At 42.7% G+C, this 20,518-nt stretch carries 11 protein-coding genes; 2 read left to right on the top strand and 9 right to left on the bottom strand.

Annotated elements, in window-relative coordinates:
* Positions 1 to 150 precede the first annotated feature (150 nt).
* On the bottom strand, positions 151 to 6,531 hold the full coding sequence (locus tag BLU33_RS05730; RefSeq protein ID WP_172829219.1) for an alpha-2-macroglobulin family protein: 6,381 nt from the start codon (positions 6,529 to 6,531) through the stop codon (positions 151 to 153).
* 229 nt (positions 6,532 to 6,760) lie between these two features.
* Between BLU33_RS05730 and BLU33_RS05725 the strand changes: the two genes are divergently transcribed.
* Positions 6,761 to 7,234, top strand: a complete 474-nt coding sequence (locus BLU33_RS05725) for a Dps family protein (RefSeq protein ID WP_091370222.1) — start codon at positions 6,761 to 6,763, stop codon at positions 7,232 to 7,234.
* Positions 7,235 to 7,325: 91 nt separating this feature from the next.
* Here BLU33_RS05725 and BLU33_RS05720 read toward each other — a convergent pair whose 3' ends face one another.
* Positions 7,326 to 8,147: a patatin-like phospholipase family protein gene (locus BLU33_RS05720; protein WP_091370220.1), complete on the bottom strand. Its 822-nt coding sequence runs from the start codon at positions 8,145 to 8,147 to the stop codon at positions 7,326 to 7,328.
* Between the two features lie 189 nt (positions 8,148 to 8,336).
* Between BLU33_RS05720 and BLU33_RS05715 the strand changes: the two genes are divergently transcribed.
* Positions 8,337 to 9,419, top strand: coding sequence for an acyltransferase family protein (locus BLU33_RS05715; RefSeq protein WP_091370219.1), 1,083 nt, complete (start codon positions 8,337 to 8,339; stop codon positions 9,417 to 9,419).
* A gap of 126 nt (positions 9,420 to 9,545) precedes the next feature.
* Here the strand turns inward: BLU33_RS05715 and BLU33_RS05710 are convergent, their stop codons facing one another.
* The 7 genes from BLU33_RS05710 to istB all read right to left on the bottom strand — a co-directional run bounded on the left by BLU33_RS05710 (position 9,546) and on the right by istB (position 20,504).
* Entirely contained in the window at positions 9,546 to 10,421 is an 876-nt protein-coding gene (locus BLU33_RS05710) for an alpha/beta hydrolase (protein ID WP_091370217.1), read from the bottom strand.
* Positions 10,422 to 10,634: 213 nt separating this feature from the next.
* On the bottom strand, positions 10,635 to 12,458 hold the full coding sequence (locus BLU33_RS05705) for a tetratricopeptide repeat-containing sensor histidine kinase (RefSeq protein WP_172829218.1): 1,824 nt from the start codon (positions 12,456 to 12,458) through the stop codon (positions 10,635 to 10,637).
* Between the two features lie 400 nt (positions 12,459 to 12,858).
* Positions 12,859 to 13,137, bottom strand: a complete 279-nt coding sequence (locus BLU33_RS05700) for a hypothetical protein (protein WP_091370214.1) — start codon at positions 13,135 to 13,137, stop codon at positions 12,859 to 12,861.
* Between the two features lie 216 nt (positions 13,138 to 13,353).
* Positions 13,354 to 13,995 (bottom strand): 4'-phosphopantetheinyl transferase family protein, encoded by a 642-nt coding sequence (locus BLU33_RS05695; protein WP_091370212.1) that lies wholly within the window; start codon positions 13,993 to 13,995, stop codon positions 13,354 to 13,356.
* A 33-nt stretch (positions 13,996 to 14,028) separates the two neighbouring features.
* Entirely contained in the window at positions 14,029 to 17,979 is a 3,951-nt protein-coding gene (locus tag BLU33_RS05690; protein ID WP_091370211.1) for a Pls/PosA family non-ribosomal peptide synthetase, read from the bottom strand.
* A gap of 290 nt (positions 17,980 to 18,269) precedes the next feature.
* Positions 18,270 to 19,550, bottom strand: a complete 1,281-nt coding sequence (locus BLU33_RS05685) for a PAS domain-containing sensor histidine kinase (RefSeq protein WP_091370209.1) — start codon at positions 19,548 to 19,550, stop codon at positions 18,270 to 18,272.
* Positions 19,551 to 19,757: 207 nt separating this feature from the next.
* Positions 19,758 to 20,504 (bottom strand): IS21-like element helper ATPase IstB, encoded by a 747-nt coding sequence (gene istB, locus BLU33_RS05680; RefSeq protein WP_091369152.1) that lies wholly within the window; start codon positions 20,502 to 20,504, stop codon positions 19,758 to 19,760.
* Positions 20,505 to 20,518: the final 14 nt, after the last annotated feature.

Raw genomic sequence — 20,518 nt, 5'->3', positions numbered from 1 at the left:
GCTTGCAAAAGAGAGGGTGGTCGAGCGAAGCAACGACCCGGTGAGTTAAATATGCCGTAAATGCATTTACAACGAGTTGACTCACCCCGACTTCGCTACGCTTGTCGACCCTCTCTGTCGCAAGCGACAAAGAGGGTTGCAACTTATACTTTATAACGCTTTTGGGGCTGTGAATATTATTCTTTCACCTTCGCTATGCGCGTTAAATTCAGGGGCATACATGCTTTGTACAGTGGCTATCCCGGTTGAGAAATCACCCGGTTGGGCAACGCGCAACTGGTATTCAAACACATAATTCCCTTTTTTTAAATAGCTGATGAAAAAGTTAGTGGCTACATCCTTTGTTACCTGGTAATAGTACAGGCCGTCCTGGTATTTATAGGCCGACAATGCGTCAACCGGTTCGGTACCTGCGGGGCGCATATCTTTTAACTGTACGTACTCAAAATCACGGCCCGATTGCAGGTAAACAACCACCTTTAGCAAGTCGCCTGTTTTGGGTTGATGTGTAGCATCAACCGCGGTAAGTACAGGACCGCCATCTGTTTGTTTAACAATAAAATACTTCCTGTCAATATGAATGTCAGTTTTTGATGGCGTTATCTTATCCAGTTGTTCCAGATATTGCCAGTGCAGCGCTCCCCAGCTGATGGATTTGCCATTATTCTTTATCTCCACTTTACCATAAGCAGGCTTTATTTGCTCATCGGCCCAACTGGTTTTAATATAACCAGTACCGGCATCGGCCTTAATATCGGGTTTTAATTCTTCAAGTGGTTTACCACCTAAGGTAATTGCTGATGATGAATTAGGCGACAACCAATCATCCTGTTTCATTAACAAAGCATAGCAGGCGGCAGCTGTTGCCTTGGTAGTTTTCCAGTCGCTGGTTTGTTTGCTGCGCAGCAGCCAGATCTTCATTTCCTCAACTGATTTTTGGTTATTACCTGCTTCGGTAAACAGCTCAATCATTAAACTTTGAGTTTCAATAGGCGATTGATACCAGAAATAGCCATAAGTATTTCTAGCCCAGCACATACCCAGATCATCTGATTGCTGCGCAGTTTCCTTTAGCGATTTAATGATGGCCTGTGCAACCAATGGCTTGCCATTACGCTGCATGGTCAAGGCTATTAATCCTTGCTCATAAATACTTTGCGATACCCATTGCTTTGCAGCACGGTTCAAATAGTTATTAAAAGCGCTTTTTACTGCCGTGCTCATTTGCTTGCCTGTATAATAACTAAGGGCATACCAGGCATGTATTTCTGTCGAACCTAATCCACGTGTTTCATACCTTGGTAATTTCTTGGCTGCCTTATCATCAGTCACTAATTGATCATCGAGATATTGGATGGCTTTATCACTTATTTCTTTCAGTTCCTGGTCTTTTTCCGTGGCGATATTTAGATGGAACAACTGCCCTATCCCTGCTATAATATGCTGGGTGATATACCTGTCGGCCTGATCGCCTGCAAACCAGGTGAAACCGCCATCCGGCAATTGCCTTTTTTGCAGTTTATCTAAATTCAGCTGCATTTCATTACTCATTTTATTAAGATCGAAAAGCAAAGCGATTCGTTTCTTTTGTTCAGATTCGTTTGCAGCATCCTGCAGCCATGGTGTTTCTTCCAGCAAGGTTGATTTTAGATCCTGGTTCTTTTCCAGGTTTGATAATAGCTCCGTGCTATTGGTATTCTTCCATTGATCGAACACCCGTTTTATTACCGGCATATGGTTTACCAAACTGGTAGCCAAACTATTGGCATAATAACGGCTAAACACCTGCTCCGAACACTCATACGGGAACTCCATCATATACGGCAGCGCCTGTACGGCATACCAGGCCGGGTTTTGAGTATATTCCAGCGTAAGTGTTTTACTTTTCAGGGTTGTGCTGGTATTGTTGATCAGTTTATCAAAAGTATAATCGCTGGTTTTTCCTGCCCTCACCATCATTGGCATTGATTCGGTTACCAGCATTCTGTTTGGTAAAACAGGCAGGGTATTTTCCTCGCCATCACTATAATTACCAGCATCGGCAGTAAGGCGGTAGGTTAAAGCATCCAAACCTTGCGGAACTACCAGTTTAAAGGATACACCTTTGTTCATGTTCGCTCCTATTTCAACCTGCTTGGTGCTATCTGCCGGGTTCAGCAACAGGTTAACCGGCTGCATGGTTAAGGCATTAAACAGTTGTATGGTCACTTTACCTTTCAGGTCGCCTGCCGTTAAGTTTGCTAACCTGGCCGATACTGTAAGCGTATCACCCTCACGCAAAAAGCGCGGCATATTGGCGTTTATGCTCAGTTGTTTTTGGGTGACTATTTCATTTTCGATATAGCCGGTTTGCAGTTGCTGTGTATGTGCAAATGCCTCGAAACGCCATTTAGTGAGTGATTGGGGGATAATAAAATCTATCAGTATCTCTCCTTTATCATTTGTACGTAATTGCGGGTAAAAGAAGGCCGTTTCATTAAAATTTTTGCGGATGATGGGCTGCCTCTGCTTATATGGGCTGGCCTTGAATTCCGATGTATCAGCTTTAAAAGCCTGGTCGCCATAATCATTTACAACCTGTACACCGGCAACTTTGCCATTTAGGGCAACTTCTGCCAATTGGGAACTGGTGCCACGTATCATGATCTTATTAGCATTACCAACCGGACCGTTTACCACTATACTTTTTTGTACGCCATAACCTACAACAACTACCTCGTTTAATCCACTTCCGTCCTGAGCTAATTTTAAGTTTAAAATTCCGGTTTTCGAGGTGGCTATCTCCTGTTTTAAGTAACCAACATAGGTAAACACCAACGTACCATTAATTGGCACCCGTATCTTAAAATAACCTACAGAATTTGTTGTAGTAGCTATACTTGTACCTTTAATAGTTACCGATGCCCCCGCCAATCCCGGGCCGCCACTACCTTCCCTAACATAGCCGCTTATATCATACCCATTTTTCACCAATTGAGCATTTTTCAAATAATCTTCCCGTAATTCATTATCTGCCTGTAGCCGTTGCTGATATTGACGGTAACCATTATTGTAATTCCCATAATAATCATAGCCAAAAAGGTTTAGCTGTTCATAATCCCGGCTTATGGTACTATAATTAAAGTTCGCATAGCTTACAGGCATTGTATTTAATGCATTTACAAATTCATAGCTATTCCATGCAAAATAATTGGGCTGATATTTTTGAGATGGATCCAGCGCATGGCTCCAATTTTGACTGGGGGCAATATCATCTAATGATGCATCATACAGCGATGCCACCATTTCAGTAGCCAGTTTTTCATTATTCGCACCGCTTACCTGTAGCTTCCATTGCTCCGCCTGACCGGGCTCTAACTTATTATTAAAGGTGAGGAATTTGACCTTCAGGTTATTATCCGGATTGGTAATGTATATTTTTTGATAGCTGCTATAGATCCGGTTATGATAAACGGTCAGGAACTGAACTGCCGGGTTTTTATCAGCAGCGGCTACCGGCACTTTTATGTTTTGCTGCCCATTATCAATAGTTATCCATTTTGATGAAATGAGCTTTGCCCCGTTGTAATATTCCATCAACACGTTTATTTTTTGATTCAGCCCAACCAAAAACTCTGCATTGCTGCCGGGTTTTACCGAGTTTAGTACAGGCACTACCCATTCATTTGTATTGCTTGCCTTTGGCGGATCAGCCATAAGGGTTACATACTTTGTAATTGAGGTGGTATCGCCTTTTTCGTTCCGCGCGCTTATCACCACCTGGTAAATGCCCGATGCCTGTTTCCTGAGCTGATCTAAGCTAATACTATCCCGTTTACCGGTATCCGTTTTTAAATTTACACTGCTGATGAGCTGCGCGCGTGGCCAGGTGGCCTCATTGTCTTCATTGCCGTAAGCATAATCGGGGAAATTAGCCTTAAAATCAGCTTTGCTTAAAAGATACTTATCCGGCGTTGTCCATAACCTGTTAATAAATAACTGGTCAGGATTCTTTAATGCATATATCTCAACCTTGATCTCTCCTTTTTCAGGCTGATTATTCAGATTACTGATACTTACCGGTACTTTATAAGTATCCTTTGCAAAAGCCCGGGCAGGTATATTATCAATGATCTTTATATCATTATTGCCTATGGTTACCGTGGTTTGCCCGGAGTGGGTTTCGTCGCTTTCATCGGTAACATCGGCATTTATGGTGTAGTTATAATTCTCAGCACTGGCACTTTCGCCGGGTATAGCTTTAAATTTTATGCTGTAATTTCCCTGGTTATCGGTTAATATGGTATCAGCCTTTATCTCGGTTGTTGGATTATTATAATTATACCGGTATGGCACACCGCGCTTGTAAGGCATAAACCTTATATTTTGCGATCGGGTGATATGATAAGTCACCCTGGCCTGCGATAAACCATAACCTGAAAATGCAGTTACCTTACCCTTTACCGTTACCGAATCATTAAGCTTATAGCTTTCCTTAACCCGCAAAAACTCCACCTGGAAAGTTGGGCGTTTGTATTCCTCGACCTGCACATTAATATCACCATCAGCAGTTTTTATACGAACTTCGCCATTCAGCATAGACTGCGGGATGATGAAACTACCACTGAACGAGCCAAACTCATTGGTTGTTAACTGTAATGAGCTCACCTGCTTATTGTTCACATCCATAAAATCAACTTCCTCTGCTTTACCGGGCATTATTTTGCTTTTGCCTTTTAAAGTTTGCAGTTGCAGTCCCTTAAAATAAATAGTTTGCCCCGAGCGATAGATCTGCCTATCGGTAAATAATACGGTTTTGTCCTCCGGCTCGTCGTCATTATCAGTTCTATCCTCAGCGCCATTAATATATTTTGATTGTTCGCTTAAAGTATCTCCCTTAAAAATAAATTTAATGGATAGGCCGTTCATTCGTGCGTATTTGGTGGAGATGAATTTGCCATCCCTATCAGTATTCCCGCTGTCGTTCAGATCTGTCCAGTAAGTATTTTTTGCTTTGTTATCATAAGTAGAAACCTTAGCATTTATCGAAACCTGCACCCCGCTTAATGGCTTGCCTGTTTCCCTGTCCATAACACGGATCTCGATATTATTATCAGGATTCTTTCTTGCTGTATACGCTAGGGAGCTTATCCTGAAATCAGCTAAGCCGGTTAATGTTTCATCATCTGATGCACCGTCTTTTATCAACAGCACATAGTTGCCCGCTGCTAATGCACCGAGTTTAAACTCCACCGAATGCCCGCGAAAATCACCCGGATCGGTCCATTTCAGATCCTGATTCTGCACCGCTTTAAGTTTCTTTAATAGGTTGATGCGATATTTGGGTAAGGTGCTGATGGTATCACCGGTGTTATAATCCTGTAATTGTGCCGCGGATAACCGGTAAACAAGCACATTGGCCGACGTAATATTTTTATAGGTCAGCAAGGCCAGCAATGGTTTACCGGGCATATTGATATTCTCAACAGTTGCCGATATTTCCTTTTGTTCGATACCTTTCATCAATACCGCCGCATTTTTACCCCCCAGGCTTTGCGGATAAGCTGATACCGCTTGTTTAAAATAGTTATAAGCTATAGTAAGGCTATCCAATCCCTGGTAATATTGGCCCTGCAATACCAATGCCTCTGCGCTTATGGGCTTTTTGGCAAATGTGGTGGCTATTTGTTTTAATGCCGACAGGTATAATGAATCTTTATGATTCACAGTTGACTTACTGTATAAAAACTTCAGGCGCTGCAGATCGATATCGGCTAAAGCTTCACCCTGGTGCATTTGCAAATGAAAGTTTGTTGCCTGCTGCAAATATTTTATGCTCTGATAATAGGTAGAAGCAGTATCGGTAGTTTTTACAGGTAAAGCAGCGAATGTGCGGCTATCACCAAAAAATGCAGCATCATTCAGAGAAAATGGCAATCGGGGTTTGGTTAGTGCCGGTTCATCGCTCAAATAAAAATCAAAGGCACGCTGTACCAGCATGTCATATAATGTTGGGCGCAGGTAACGGGTTGCGGTATCACCCTGTAATACGCCATCAAGTACGGTAATAGGCGTAGCTTGCTCCTGTCTGGCATCCGCCAGTGATAGTTTATATAAACCGCTCGTTTCGTTTATAATGGTTTTGAGGTCCCATTTATTAAAATCGGTATCGGGCTTTAACAGCTGACTACGCTGGGTAAAACGGTAACGGTTTTGGTCGTAATATTTCCAGTACATTTCGGCCAGCAGCGATTGTAATACCGGTTTGGCCGGATATTTTGCCTGCTGAACATCTTTTTTCAGCCTGCTGATAATAGCAGGATAGGCGTTCTCTTCGAGGTATGACTGGAAAGTCATGCGGTAAATAACAGCTTTAATTTGTTGCGGGGTATTCTTATTCTGCCGGGCCAGTTTTTCCAGTTCGTCAACTTCCTTAAGTGCTGATTTGGGTAAGCCAACGCCAGCCAGCGAATCTATACGGTTGCTGATAGTTTGATATTTATCCTGTGCACGGGCATTGGTGATGAAAAACAACAAGCCAGTTATCAGCATTATTTTCAGTGATCTTAGATAGGATGAGGACATATAACCCAAGGTTTAAAGTGTTAAATAATAGTATCTGAATAATTATAGTAACAGGATGCACAACCCGTTAATTTTCCATAATTAAATTTTAATTATTTTTTATCTGATTGACAGAATCAATTTCAAGGCGAATTTGTTTTACAATATCGTAACAATAAAAGCAATACCTTTATACTAATAAAACAAAAACCACATCATGAAAACGAACATCGGAATCTCTGACGAAAACAGGAAAGCAGTTTCAGATCAGCTAACCAAATTACTGGCTGATGAATTTATTTTATACACCAAAACAAGAAATGCGCATTGGAATGTTGAAGGTCCCGACTTTCATACCATGCACCTGTTTTTTGAAAGCCAGTACGAGCAATTGGATGAAATAATGGACAGCGTTGCTGAACGTATCCGCAAAATAGGTCATTACGCACCGGCTACGCTTACCCAGTTTTTGCAGCTTACCCACTTAACCGAAAAAGGTGCCGATAAAAATGACAGTATGAGCTTCCTGAAAGAATTACTGGAAGACCATGAAAGCATTATTGAGTTTATCCGTGGCAATATTAACCCTATAGCAAACGATTTTAATGATGCCGGCACCAGCGACTTTTTAACCGGACTGATGGAAACACATGAAGGCATGGCCTGGTTCCTACGTGCGCACTTTAAATAAGATTTTTTTAGTCGATAGTCCTGAGTCTGAAGTCTAAAATAAATTTAGTGTTTTTGACTTTGGACTCGGGACTATCAACTTAAGACTAAACTCAAGCCGATGCCTTGTTATTTTGTGCCGACAGTATGTCTTTTATCTTATCATTCCCCTCAATAGTCCTTAGACCCTCTTCGTAGCCTATCATATAAATCTCATCGGCTGCATCGGTATCAAATATGCCATAGCCCCCTAAGCCATGCGGTTCAATCACTACATCGCACAGCATTTTGTGGGTATTAAGATTAGAGTTAATGGCTATCATAGCGGCCCTGTCGACCAAACTACCGAAAGATTTTATCTCGGTAACAACCGGCAAATGGTTACATGATGAGCCTATAATCAGGTCGCAATTGCCTATTAAAGGTTCAACCGGGAAATTGTTGAGTATACCACCATCAACATACATATGGTCGTTTATAATAATAGGCTTAAAAATACCTGGTAAACAGCAGGATGCCAGTATCGCTATATCAAGCTCGCCCTCAGTAAAGTAAACCAGGTGCCCCTCGCCCAAATCAACTGACGATATGGTAACGCGTATTTTAAGCTCCTTAAATGAATTATGCGGAATATATTTGTTAATCAGAAATCTGGCATTTAATATGGACAGCAAGCCACTGCTCCCAAATGCAGGGCGCAGCATTTTGAACAGTTTGGCATCTTTTATCATCTGCAATATCTCTTTAGGCGCATAGCCTGCGGCGTAGAAGGCCGCGCCAATTGCCCCGGCACTTGTACCCGATATATGCGAAAACTCAATCCCACGATCAATCAGCGCCTGCATCACACCCAAATGCGATACCCCCCTTATACCTCCGCCCGACAATGCCAGTCCTATTTTTTTAGCTTTATGTTGATCCGCACCAGTGTTCATATTTTATTTTAGGTTATATAGGCCATTATTGTGCCAATGTATATAAAATCCCGCTTATTTTTCGGGGTAAATGAATACTGAGTTCTCAAAAAAATTGGCATGAATAGTTATTATTCAGTATTCTTGGCGAATAGCGTAATTGCACCATGCCAGTTCAATTTTCATTTAAATAAAATAGAGCCTAACAATATGACTCAACCAACGCCCGAGATCCTCAAAACCAAACAACATTTCGAAATACTGGATGGCTTAAGGGGCGTAGCAGCTTTAGCTGTGGTGTGTTTTCATTTTATGGAGATAGTGTATTCAGATTATAGCCAAAACTTCATCGGGCATGGTTTCTTAGCGGTCGATTTCTTTTTCTGTTTATCCGGCTTTGTTATCGGCTACGCTTATGATGATCGTATTGGCAAAATGGGTGTTTGGGAGTTTTTTAAATCGAGGTTGATACGGTTGCAACCTTTAGTTATCATGGGTTCGGTATTATGCTTGTTGACTTTTCTGTTTGATCCCTTTAGTACTTATGCCGGTTTATATGGAGCTGGCAAAATCACGCTGATATTTTTGAGCTCTATTTTAATGATCCCCTTACCGATAATGCCCGAACGCTATTTTAACCTCTTCTGTTTCAATGCCCCGGCATGGTCGTTATTTTGGGAGTATGTTGCCAATATTTTTTATGCTTTTCTTCTTTTCAGGATTGGCAGGCGATTCCTGCTTTTATTAACCGTGCTCGCGGCCATGGCGCTCTGCTATGTTTGTTACCGGGCAAACTCGTTGATGGGTGGCTGGAGCGGTGGTACCTTTTGGGATGGCGGCGCGCGCATCTTCTTCTCTTTTTTAGCCGGATTGCTTGTTTACCGTTCTAACTGGATCATTAAAAACAAATTAGGCTTTATCGGGATAGCTATATTGCTGGCATTAGCCTTTATTATGCCTGTTTCAAAATGGAATTGGTTAAGCGAGCCCATTGCAGTAATACTCTATTTCCCGCTGATTGTTGCCTTAGGCGCGGGCGCTGCATTAACCGCGGGTTTTAAAAAGATCTGCGTTTTCTTCGGCAAAATATCATACCCGCTTTACATGACTCACTACGCCTTCATTTGGGTATTCGGCAATTATTACAGCACCCACAAACCGGGTGGCATTCAATTAGTTATTATTATAACAACATCTATGCTGCTTTTAGTTGGCATAGCTTATCTGGTGATGGTGGTTTATGATATACCGGTGAGGAAGTATTTGAGTAGTAAAAGGAAGCAGGCTCTATAGTCGGAGACTATGAGCATAGTGGTCCGAAGTCAGAGACTCCGGACAGCGGGGTATACGCTGATTTAATGACAGAAATACCCGTATTCTAAGACTTTTCAAAATCTTTTTTCGATTTTTTTATCATTATTATTGAGCAGGTTTAGCATACATTTTTTCCATACCACGTATAAAGGAGATTAACCCAACATCCATGTGATCAAGATCGTTGTAAACTATTGTCGACAATTTTAATTTGCTTATATGCTTATTATCAAGTTGTTTTGCCATATTTTCCACCGGTTGAATAGTCCATTCTTTTGGCGTTTCGAATGAGCCAACAGACAAAAAAACACTTACCGTGTCTTTAAGCAATGTTCTTTTAAGCTGGTCCGGTAACTTGAATAGATAATTATTATTATACCATAAGGATGGACTTGCGGATACAAACCCTTTAAAGTCGTTCCTTTTTCCGCTCATCTGCTGTTGAAATGCAAATAAGGAAAAGTAACCACCAAACGAGTGCCCCAGCAAGGTCCTGGTATTCATTTCGGTTCTGTAATTCGAATCTATTTTAGGAAGCAGGTCGTTAGTTATAAATTGATAATAACGTTGCCCGCCACCCGGTGCTTTCATTTCATCAGATGGTATCGCTTGGGGATAAAGATAATCCCGCACTCTTAATGAATTCATCAATTCGAAAGATTTATATCCTACGCCTACCAGTATTAATGGAGGTAATAAACCTCCTTTTTCGTACTGGTGCACAATGGGCGCCAGCATAGGAAAATAAAAATTTGCATCAGTTAATAACACTACCGGGTAACGTTTTTTAGGTTCCTTCTCATAATTTAAAGGTAACTGAACGGTAATGTAAAAGGTATCTTTTACGCTGTTTGAATAACAGGTAAATTCCTTAATTGAGGAGGATGATTCTTTTTTTGGGGTTGTATGACTATCCCCGCAGCCGGATATTACCAATAAAAGAGAAAGCAGATTGATAATAATTGCAGATTTAAGTTTCATGTTTATAGGTAATTTTTATAACTGTGGATGCGAAATCACTACTAACGACAACGCATTTTAAGAATTTAACACTCTTTAACAAGTTGGTAATTAATAAATTAAATCAATCGAATTATGTTTACCAGTATAGCTAATCCAAATGAATTTGCAAATCCCCCCCGCTATCCGAAGTTTCCAACTTCGGATCACTATGCCCGTAGTCTCCGACTACATTCAAGCCCCCTTAGGCAATTCCACATAAAAAGTTGTTCCGTTACCGGGATGACTTTCATACCAGATTTTGCCGCCGTGGGCCTCAACAATTTGTTTGGAGATGGCAAGGCCAAGGCCAAATGGTTGTTCGCCGGCTGTTCCGGGGCGTTTGGAGTCGGTAAACATATCAAATATCTTATTACCCATTTCCTCGGGGATGCCTATACCATTATCCTTTACAGCAATAATTACTTTTTCAGGAACAGATTCAAGGCTGATGTGAATTGTTGCCCCGGTGGGGCTGAATTTAATGGCATTTGCAATTAAGTTACTCACTACGCGCCATAATTTTTCGCGACTGGCAGCAATAGTAACCGGTAAACTATCCAGCTTGAGCTGCTGCCCTTTGCTGCTGGCTTTATTTTCCAGCAGATCGACACAATAATGCAGCATCTGGTCAAGGTCAACCATTTCCATTTTCAGTTCTTCAGTCCGGGTATGTACCTGCAAAAGATCACTCACCAATTCCAACGAATTATTGCCCGACGTTCTGATCATTTCAAGCATCATGCGGTCTTCTTCCGGGTATGAATCATTATCAAGCATCAGTGCAGCAAGTGAGGTAATAGCGCCGATGGGGTTGCGGAGGTCGTGCGCTACTATCTTCATCATGCGCGAGTTATCGGCCTGGCTTTGCTCCAGTGCATCCAGGGTCCCTTTCATTTGCACATATTGTTCCTGTACCTGCCTGTTAAGGAGCCTTGTTCGCGCTAATGTGCGCTTTATCACTACAATTATAGTTATAGCAAGCAGGCAAACAACTGCCGCCAGTATTAGCAATACGGTCTGATATTTTGACCTAACGGAAAGCGACCTGATTTGTTGATCTTTATAGACATAATCCAGGTAATCTATGCTTGATGCGTTGTTCAGCTTTGCCTGCTCATCATTAAGCGCTACCAATTGCCTGCTGTAAGTGGCGGCCTGCAAACTATCATGGTGCAAGGTATAAAGATCGAACAGTTTGCGGGCCATGATCTGGCTGTAGATGAGATAACCATTTTCGCCTGCCACAGTCAGTCCGCGCTGGTAATATCCGGCTGCTTTTACAGGGTCGCTTGTTGCCAGCTGATCGCCCATATCTATCATCATATCCATACTCACATAATACAGATTATGCCTGATGGCCGCGTTTATTGTACTATCAAGCAGTGCCAAACCCTTTTCACGGCTGCCGTGGCTGATCATATCGTCGGCAACAAGTTGATCAATTGCAATTAAGGTTCGTTGATCGTGGTATTTTGCAGCTATACTTTTTGCCCGGGCAATATAATAACCCATCGAATCGCGGTTAAACTTGGCGGGGTATTCCAGCAGGTAATTGTAAATAGTAAGCGACATGATAGAGTCCTGCCTTAACTTACGGCCTAAGCTCAACGCTTCATTAAACTCCTGTATGGCCCGCTGATCCTTCCCTATTTCCTTATAAACCATGGCAATGTTCATTAAGGATTCTACCACGTTAACCGAATCGTGCAATTGTGTATAATTTCTGAAAGCTTCGTCGTAGTAGCGCAGGGCAAGCTGCACATTCCCTTTAATATCAAACACCACGCCCAGGTTGTTTATGGCATCCGCCTTACCTTTAACATAATCCAGACGGTTAGCTATCTGCCGGGCTTTGGCCGTGTATACAAATGTGCTATCAATGTTTTTTTCGTAGAGGAGCATAGCCAGCCTGTTGAGGGCATCAACATAACGTGAGCTGTCGCTAATATTGTTTAGCGATTTCCTGATGTTGGTAACTTCAACTGATTGGGCATAGCTTGCCAGCGTAATCATCATAAATATTGCAACAAGAACCGTTTTACACCTCATAACTATACCACTTATGCCAGCACATATTACTCATACTAAATGATATTAGCAAATGGAATACGGTTAATGTCAGGAAGATAGGTGTTCGGAAGATTTATTTTCTTACGAATATAGAGTGTGGGGTCACCCTGAGACACTCGAAGGGTAAGCGTAAAGGCCATTACCCGCATACTTCGAGTGCCTCAGCATGATTCCCTTTTTTTATCTTCTGAACACCTATGATATCAGGACAAAAAAATAATTATTGAGCAATAGGATGTTATAATTAAACGAATACCGAGTGCGGAAGTTAAGCCAATACAAAGCAACCCCGTCTTTCAACAGTATTTATGTACTTCAGTATTCGCAGTAATTATCCAGTGCCGGATTATTCAGCCACCAGGTCGCCTAATGAGATGTGCAGCAGTGCACAAAGTTCGTGCAGCCCATCCAGCGTCAGGTTGTAGGTATGCCCCAGCCAAGCCCTGAGCGGCAGGATCTCCCTGCGCATCAATCCTTTGAAATGTTGACGCGTCCAACCGTTCTGTCGCAAAAGGGATTCGATGCGTTCAGCGATCAGTTTGCGGTTATCAGTATGCGCTATATCCGCAGGGCTAAGCCTTACCAGGATAGTATCGAGCAAGGAAGGGCGTTGGGCTGTTTCCATAAGTTCAAAATTTAGCGTGGTGAATCCTTAAAAATAGTTAATAGCTATCCAAATAACAAATAGGAAATCACAATGTTTGCTGATAATGACCAAAAAATAACAATTGGCCCTTTCTCCGTATAGTATATTGGCTATTTAGCAGATTTCCACTATCCGCAGTTTTCAAATTGGAGACTCTGCCTGCAGGTCTGTTTATATCGAAATTTGAAGTTGGGTTTAAGGGAAATCGATTTTCTCGGGAACTATTTTTGGATTGATAATTATCTCACTTGCCAAATGAACTGAATAATTATTTGCAAGATGATATTCCTTAATATACCATTTGTTTTTATTTAGAATTCCGTAATCATCAAAAAGCTGTACTTGTTTTAAAGGCATATTTAAGCCCTCACCTGAAGCCTTCAGTATTGCTTCCTTTTTAGTCCAGCAACTATAAAATTCACTATAGGGGTCAGTAGCGTTGGTAATATTCAGCCACTCATCAGCGGTAAACTGGCTTTCAAAATGTCCTAAATTTATTGATTTAACCTCCTCTATATCAATCCCAACCTTATCTTCATTACTTAATACACATACGATAAAAGCACCTGAATGCGAAAGATTAAAATCAATATTGCCTTCGATGAATGGCCGATTAAATGAAGTATACTGCAGATCATCAAATGTAAAAGAACTGAAGCCGCAATTTAAAAGTGCTGCTTTTAAAAGAAGTTTGCCAAACAGGCTTGCATATGCATCCTGCCACCGCCTGAATTTTAATACCTTATTTTTTAGAGATTCGGGTAATTCATCTAAATAAGTATTAAACGCGGTTTCGTTTCGGGGAAATGAAATGTCAGTATAAAAGATCCTTGTCATTTGGCAATTTATAATAATAATTCCCGAAGGATTTCAACTCGGTTTTACCGGACTGCCTGCCCAATTAGTCCCCGGTGCAAGCCGTTCCCCCTTCATGATTAGCGATAGCGCCTCTACGCAGGTGTCATCGCCTATTTCACTATCATATAAAACAATAGTTCCCGCGCCAATCGTGCTTCTTGCACCTATTTTTACCGGGCCAACCTTCATCACGCGGTCTTCAAACAAATGTGTTTGCGGGCCACAATCGGAATTCAGGGCAGCGTCGTCACCGATGGAAACCATATCGAATTCAGTAATATCAGTTGTGTTCATCCATACACGTTTGCCGGTTTTAACACCCAGCAGCCTAAGCAATAAGGGCAGCCACGGGGTTCCTTGCATATAAAACAACAGGAATGGTACTGATAGCGCCTCATAAGTTGACGTGATGGCCTCGCTGCGCCATACTGTCCAGGTCCACATAGGCTTTTGTAGGGGTTTGTATTTGCCTACAAAAAGCCATTTGAGCAATACCGTTAACAAAAACGCCGGCAGACCCATATAAAACAGGTAATAGAACGGAAAGAGTAAAATGATCTTCCACAAAGGCTCCTGCGTAACAAGATCATGCCCATAGGCAATAAACAGGATAGATGAGCAAATAATAGCGCTTTCAGGCAAAATAGTGCGGATAAACTCTACCGTTCCACGAGCCAGTCTACGAATAAATTTTGGCTTAGTGGTAAGCGCTGCATTAAAAACATTGCTTTCCTGCCTGCGCGGTAACCTGATGGCGGGCGAACCAAACCAATCGGAACCACCAATTCCGGACATTTGCTCCTGATCAGGCGGAACGGATAGTACCCCGATAAGCATATCGCTTTGCAGATGGTAGCCCTGAGGAATAAGCGCGCTATTACCCACAAAACTGTTGCCATCTATCACAGTTTTTTCAAGTATAAGCTGCTGACCGCGTACATCAGCCTCACCAAGCGTTACAGCATCGGCAACAAACGCGCCGTCGCCAATTTCAAGTAGCGGATGCGTTACGCTGCCTGCTGTTGATATTTCTGCGCCTTTGCCAACTTTTGCACCAAGTGCACGGAAAAAACCGGAAATAAACACCGTAGCGTAAATAGGATGCAAAACAACCAGGTTGATGGAAAGCACCTGGTCTGCAAACCATTTGCGCACATACGCCATACTGTATATGGGATATTTACCGGGTTTCAGATCATACTGCAATATGCGGGTAATGATAATTGTTTCTGCGGCAAACAGCATTATATACAGCAGGGCCAGCAATGGTGCAGTCACCATGTAATTAAAATTATAGTCGGCCGCGGCATCATCCAGCTTATTTATGGTGATGATAGTTGGCAGCAAAGGTAAAAGGATAATGAGCGGAAATGCTTGTATGCAAATCATGAACAAGGTATTATACTTTATACGATCCTTGCGTGATACCACTAAAGGCTGAGGCAGGTCTTCTATCTTTTTCTTTTCTTTTAACTGAGCGGGGCTCCCGCGCCATACCTCGGCTTCTGCTATAGTTTTACCGGCCTGCAAACAACTCAGGTCCTGCAGTTCGCCCCAATCTGCTATCACACTATCGCCCGATACTATTGAACTGCTGCCAATATAAGCATGATCGCCAATAGTTATTTTACGCAGTTTAAGCATACCATCTTCCACAAAGGCGTTGTTTAAATGCGTTTTTGAGCTCAGACTGGCATCGCTGCCAATGGTAATGAGATCCTCTGCTCCAAACTCAAAACTGCTTATCTGCGCATCGGGTGCTATTTTCATTCCCAGCCAACGAAGATAGACGGGATATAAAGGTGAACCACTTAGAAACTGTGCGGGCAAGAGACGCTGTATACTCTTTACAAGCCACCACCTGAAATAATAACTCCCCCACAGCGGGTAATCGCCTTCTTTCATCTTGCCTATCAATAGCCATTTGCCTGCAATGCATACAAGTGTAAACAAGGGCGGTATCAGCGCGAAAAGCATTAAAGAAGTAACAATGGAATAGCCAAGACTGCCGGTTTCCTCATTAACATAATAATAGCCCAGGTAGGGAATAAATATCTGGAAAGCGAGCAGCCCGTATATAGCCAGTAACGAAACGGATTGTGCAGCCCAGCACAACAGATAACGCAACTTGGGCACTTTATTAAAGATCCGTTGTTTTGATGGTTGTTGTGCCTGCTGTTCTTCTTCCCAGTGAGCAATCAGGCTGCTTATGGGCCGATGAAGATAAACATCTTTTAATGCTACATATGGTAGTGCAGCCTCACGCCTTAACTGCGAAACAAATGCTGCAGCTAACAATGAATGACCGCCGAGATCATCAAAAAAATCCATTGAAGGATCAATATCGCGGCTGGGGAACACGTTATGCAAAATAGCCATTACCTTATCACCTACCGGGGCATCCGCGTCAATAACAATATCTTCCAATTCATTTTCAAGCTCATCGGGCACAGGTAAGGCTTTGCGGTCTATTTTACCACTTGGCAGGCGGGGCATTTCGCGCAGGGAAACAATATTGCCCGGTATCATGTATGCAGGCAGTGTTTTAGAAAGTTCCATCCTAAGCAGCTTATCATCAATACAGACTGAATCCTCCATCATCACATAGCCAACAAGGTGATCCCGGTCGTGACTGTCTTTTTTTATACCAACTGCTGCAGCGCTGACTCCAGCAAGCATGTTCATCCTGCTTTCTATTTCGCCCAGCTCAATACGATAGCCCCGCAGTTTTACCTGGTCATCCATCCTACCCTGTAGTTTCACCGCTCTGTTTTTAAGCATGATAGCAGCATCCCCGGTACGATAGACCATATCGCCGGGCAAAACAGCTAACGAAACAGGTTTTGGTATAAATTTTTGCCGGGTAAGTTCGGGCAACCCAATATAGCCTTCCGAAACACCTGGCCCGGTGATGACCAGTTCGCCGGGTTCACCAAGCGGCATCAGGTTCATATCAGCATCAATCACTGCCAAATTGTAATTCGGCAGCGGATGACCAATCACAATATCGTCCTCTTCCGTCAGCTTTGCTATAGTAGCCGTAACGGTAGTTTCTGTTGGGCCATAGCTATTATAGAATGCTAAGCCATTGCCTGCCCATTTGGCCAGCACCTGCGGTGTACAAGCCTCGCCACCGGCATTAATGAGCCTTAACGATGGCACTTCATTATGCATAACTGCCAATAAACTGGGCACAGCATGCAAAATAGTTATATTTTCCTTTTGCAAAACCGAGCCCAGCTCGTCAATGGATTTTGAAGTAGTATTGTCTGCTACCCATAACGTGGCCCCGGCAAAATAACTTAGCCAGGTTTCTTCACACCACATATCAAACGATACGGAAAATCCCTGGTAAACTTTGTCGGTGGCAGTAACGTTGAATACATCCTGCTCCGCCCTTACCAGGTGGCATATTTGTTTGTGGCCGATAGGTATACCCTTGGGTTTACCGGTGCTGCCCGAAGTATATAAAATGTAGGCCATATCCTCCGGTTCAGGAGATATCAACTCATTTTTTGGTATTGAAGATAGTATAGCGGTTGTTTCCTCATACGTGGGGATTTGTAAAACAGGGCACGCTACATTCAAAGCTTCCATGCTAAAGCATGCCGAGGCGCCTATCTCTGTAAGAATCATTTCAAGCCGTTCAGCAGGTGTTTCACGGTCCACAGGTACGTATGCAGCACCTGATTTTATAATACCCAGGATAGCCGCGTGCAATTCAAGCCCCCGGGGCCACCAAATGCCAACTGTGCTTTTACGGGTAATGCCGTTATTAACCAGGTGCAAAGCGATGGCATCACTCCATTTATCGAGTTCGGCATAGGTTAGCTGCCTGTCGTGAAAAATAAGCGCCGTGTTACCGGCAAAATGTTTCACTGAATTTTTAAATAGATCAACAAGTGTTTCGTTGCTTATCAGATCAGGTCTGTATGATCCAAAGGCAACACTTAAATTACTCATAACTGGCAGGATTCTTTCCAAATTTAGACCATATGCGGCATACAAGGTTTATGCAACAGATCATAAAATATGTAAAGCTTTTATTACACACTGGTAGACAAGTATTTAAACATTGATAAAATTTAATTAATTTATCAAGATACCAGGGGCTAGTGTCGTGTCAATCATAAAACGTCGCTAGTCATGAGCCTAAAGTTTTGAGTCAAAATTCAAAAAGAACGAAATCTGGCTTTAGACTTACGACTAAAGACTGTTGACTTAATACTGGATTATTACAGCTAAAATAAAACTCATGAAAAGGCAACAGGCAAAGTGAACCAAAAAGTTGTACCTTTTCCAATCTCGCTTTCAACGCCGACCTGGCCGTTGTGCATTTTGATGATTTCCGCGCAAATATAAAGTCCGAGCCCCAGCCCGGTATATTGACTGCCACTATTATCCACACGGTAATAACGATCAAACAGAAACCGCAGCTTTTCGGGTGGAATGCCAGGCCCCTGATCACTGACCGATACTTTGGCCATGCCGTTTATCCGTTCAATATAAACGATGATCTCTTTTGAATCAGGAGCATACTTGATAGCATTGGTAATAAAGTTGATGACAATTTGATCAATACGTGAAGTATCCGCATAAACTTCAACAGTCATATCGCCTTCAATTTTAATAGTATAAATACCCTCTGTCTGTATATATTGGCAACATTCAATAATTATTTTTGAAAGGATGAAGTTTTTTGGGCTCATGTGGAGCTGCCCATCATTAGCCTTGCTGGCATTTAAAAGGACCTCAATCAGTACATTTACTTTATCCAGACTTTTATTAGCCTGAACGATCAGCGGCGACATCCGGGCGGAAGGGCTCCCCTTCATCCGGTTCAGCAACTGTAAAGACGCTTTCAGGCTGGTGATAGGTGTTTTAAGCTCATGACTGGCAATGCTGATAAAATCATCTTTTTGCTGCTGCAACAGCCGTAGTTCTTCAATGTCGGTGGCTGTGCCTATCCATAGCTGTATTTGGTCTTTTTCATCCTTTATCGGCATTAAACGCACCAGATGCCAGCGGTACAGACCATCTTCCCTTTTACCACGGAGCTGAAATTCGCCACCATTACCCGCTTGCCTGATCATCCCAAAATGAGCCACGCTCTTTTTCAGGTCATCCGGATGGATGACTGATTTTAATCCGGACGCATTTGTCTGCTGCTGGCCTAATCCTGTATAATCATACCAGCGTTGGTTGTAGAAAATAAATTCACCACCCGCGGTATTTGTCCAGGCAATTTGCGGAATAGTTTCCATCATGTTGCGGAAGCGATGTTCACTTTCTGTTAAAGCTTTTGTACGGCGGTTTACCCGCTCCTCCAGTTCCTGGTTTAACTGCAATAACTCACCGTTAATGGTTTTTACTTTTTCCTCTTCTATAAGTAGCAGCCCGTTTGCGCGGTGTAATTCCTCTTTTTGTGAATGTAAATTAGCCGACAGCACAATAAGGTCCTGTGCACGGTTTTCCTTTTCTTCGTTTTGAAAGGTGAGCTCCTGGTTGGCCAGGATAAGCTCTGCTGTTTGCACTTTTAGCTTTTCATCTGTCAGCGTCTTCTCTTTTCTAACTTCCGTATCATTGAGCGCCCGGTTGATCTTGTTCGACAGGGAGTGTATATTATGGAGATGTTGACCACCCTGTTTCGGGCCAAATTGACCCAGGGGTTAGCTGACTTTTGGGTTGCAGCAAATGCTATAAAAGCATGTACAAAAATAGTTATTTAAAAGGTAATTTCATTAATGGCTGTTTTCTGGTTCAACATTACGTTTTCTTCTCATAGATTCTCCCTTTAACTCGATGCGGTGTGCATCATGAACGATCCGGTCAAGGATCGCATCAGCAACCGTTTTTTCACCGATCACTTCAAACCATTTGCTCACTGGCAACTGCGAAGTGATGATCAGCGAGGTCTTACCGTGCCTGTCCTCAATGATCTCCATTAGCGCAGCCCTGCTTTGTGCATCAAAAGGCTGGATACCAAAGTCGTCGAGTATGAGCAATTGCTGTCTTTCGATCTTAGCCAGCTCTTTCATGTAGGAGCCGTCCGCCTTGGCCATCTTCAGTTTAGCGAACAGTTTGGGTGTACTGGTGTACAATACCCGGTAGCCCAATACACAGGCCTGGTAGCCCACAGCAGAAGCAATATAGCTTTTACCGATACCGGTACTGCCGGTGATCAGCAGGTTCTCGAAGCGGTCAACAAACGTACAATCTGCCAGGCGCATGATCTGGTTGCGGTCGATACTTCGGTCGGCATGATAATGAACATCTTCAATTGAAGCTTTATAGCGGAACCGGGCATATAGGATCGTGCGTTCGATACGCCTGTTCTGCCGGTCGTCCCATTCTGCATCTACCAGGTGGGCCAGTAGTTCATCTGCCGTGTAATCGTTTGTTTTACCGGTTTCCATACTGCTTTTAAAGGCATGGAACATGCCGAAGAACTTCATCTTCCGCAGTTTGTCTAAGGTGCTTGTGTTCATGTTATTGTTGTTTT

This window comes from Mucilaginibacter mallensis, assembly GCF_900105165.1.
Lineage (GTDB): Bacteria > Bacteroidota > Bacteroidia > Sphingobacteriales > Sphingobacteriaceae > Mucilaginibacter > Mucilaginibacter mallensis.
The sequence above is the reverse complement of the archived record's forward strand: the minus strand, read 5'-3'. Positions and strand labels throughout refer to the sequence as shown.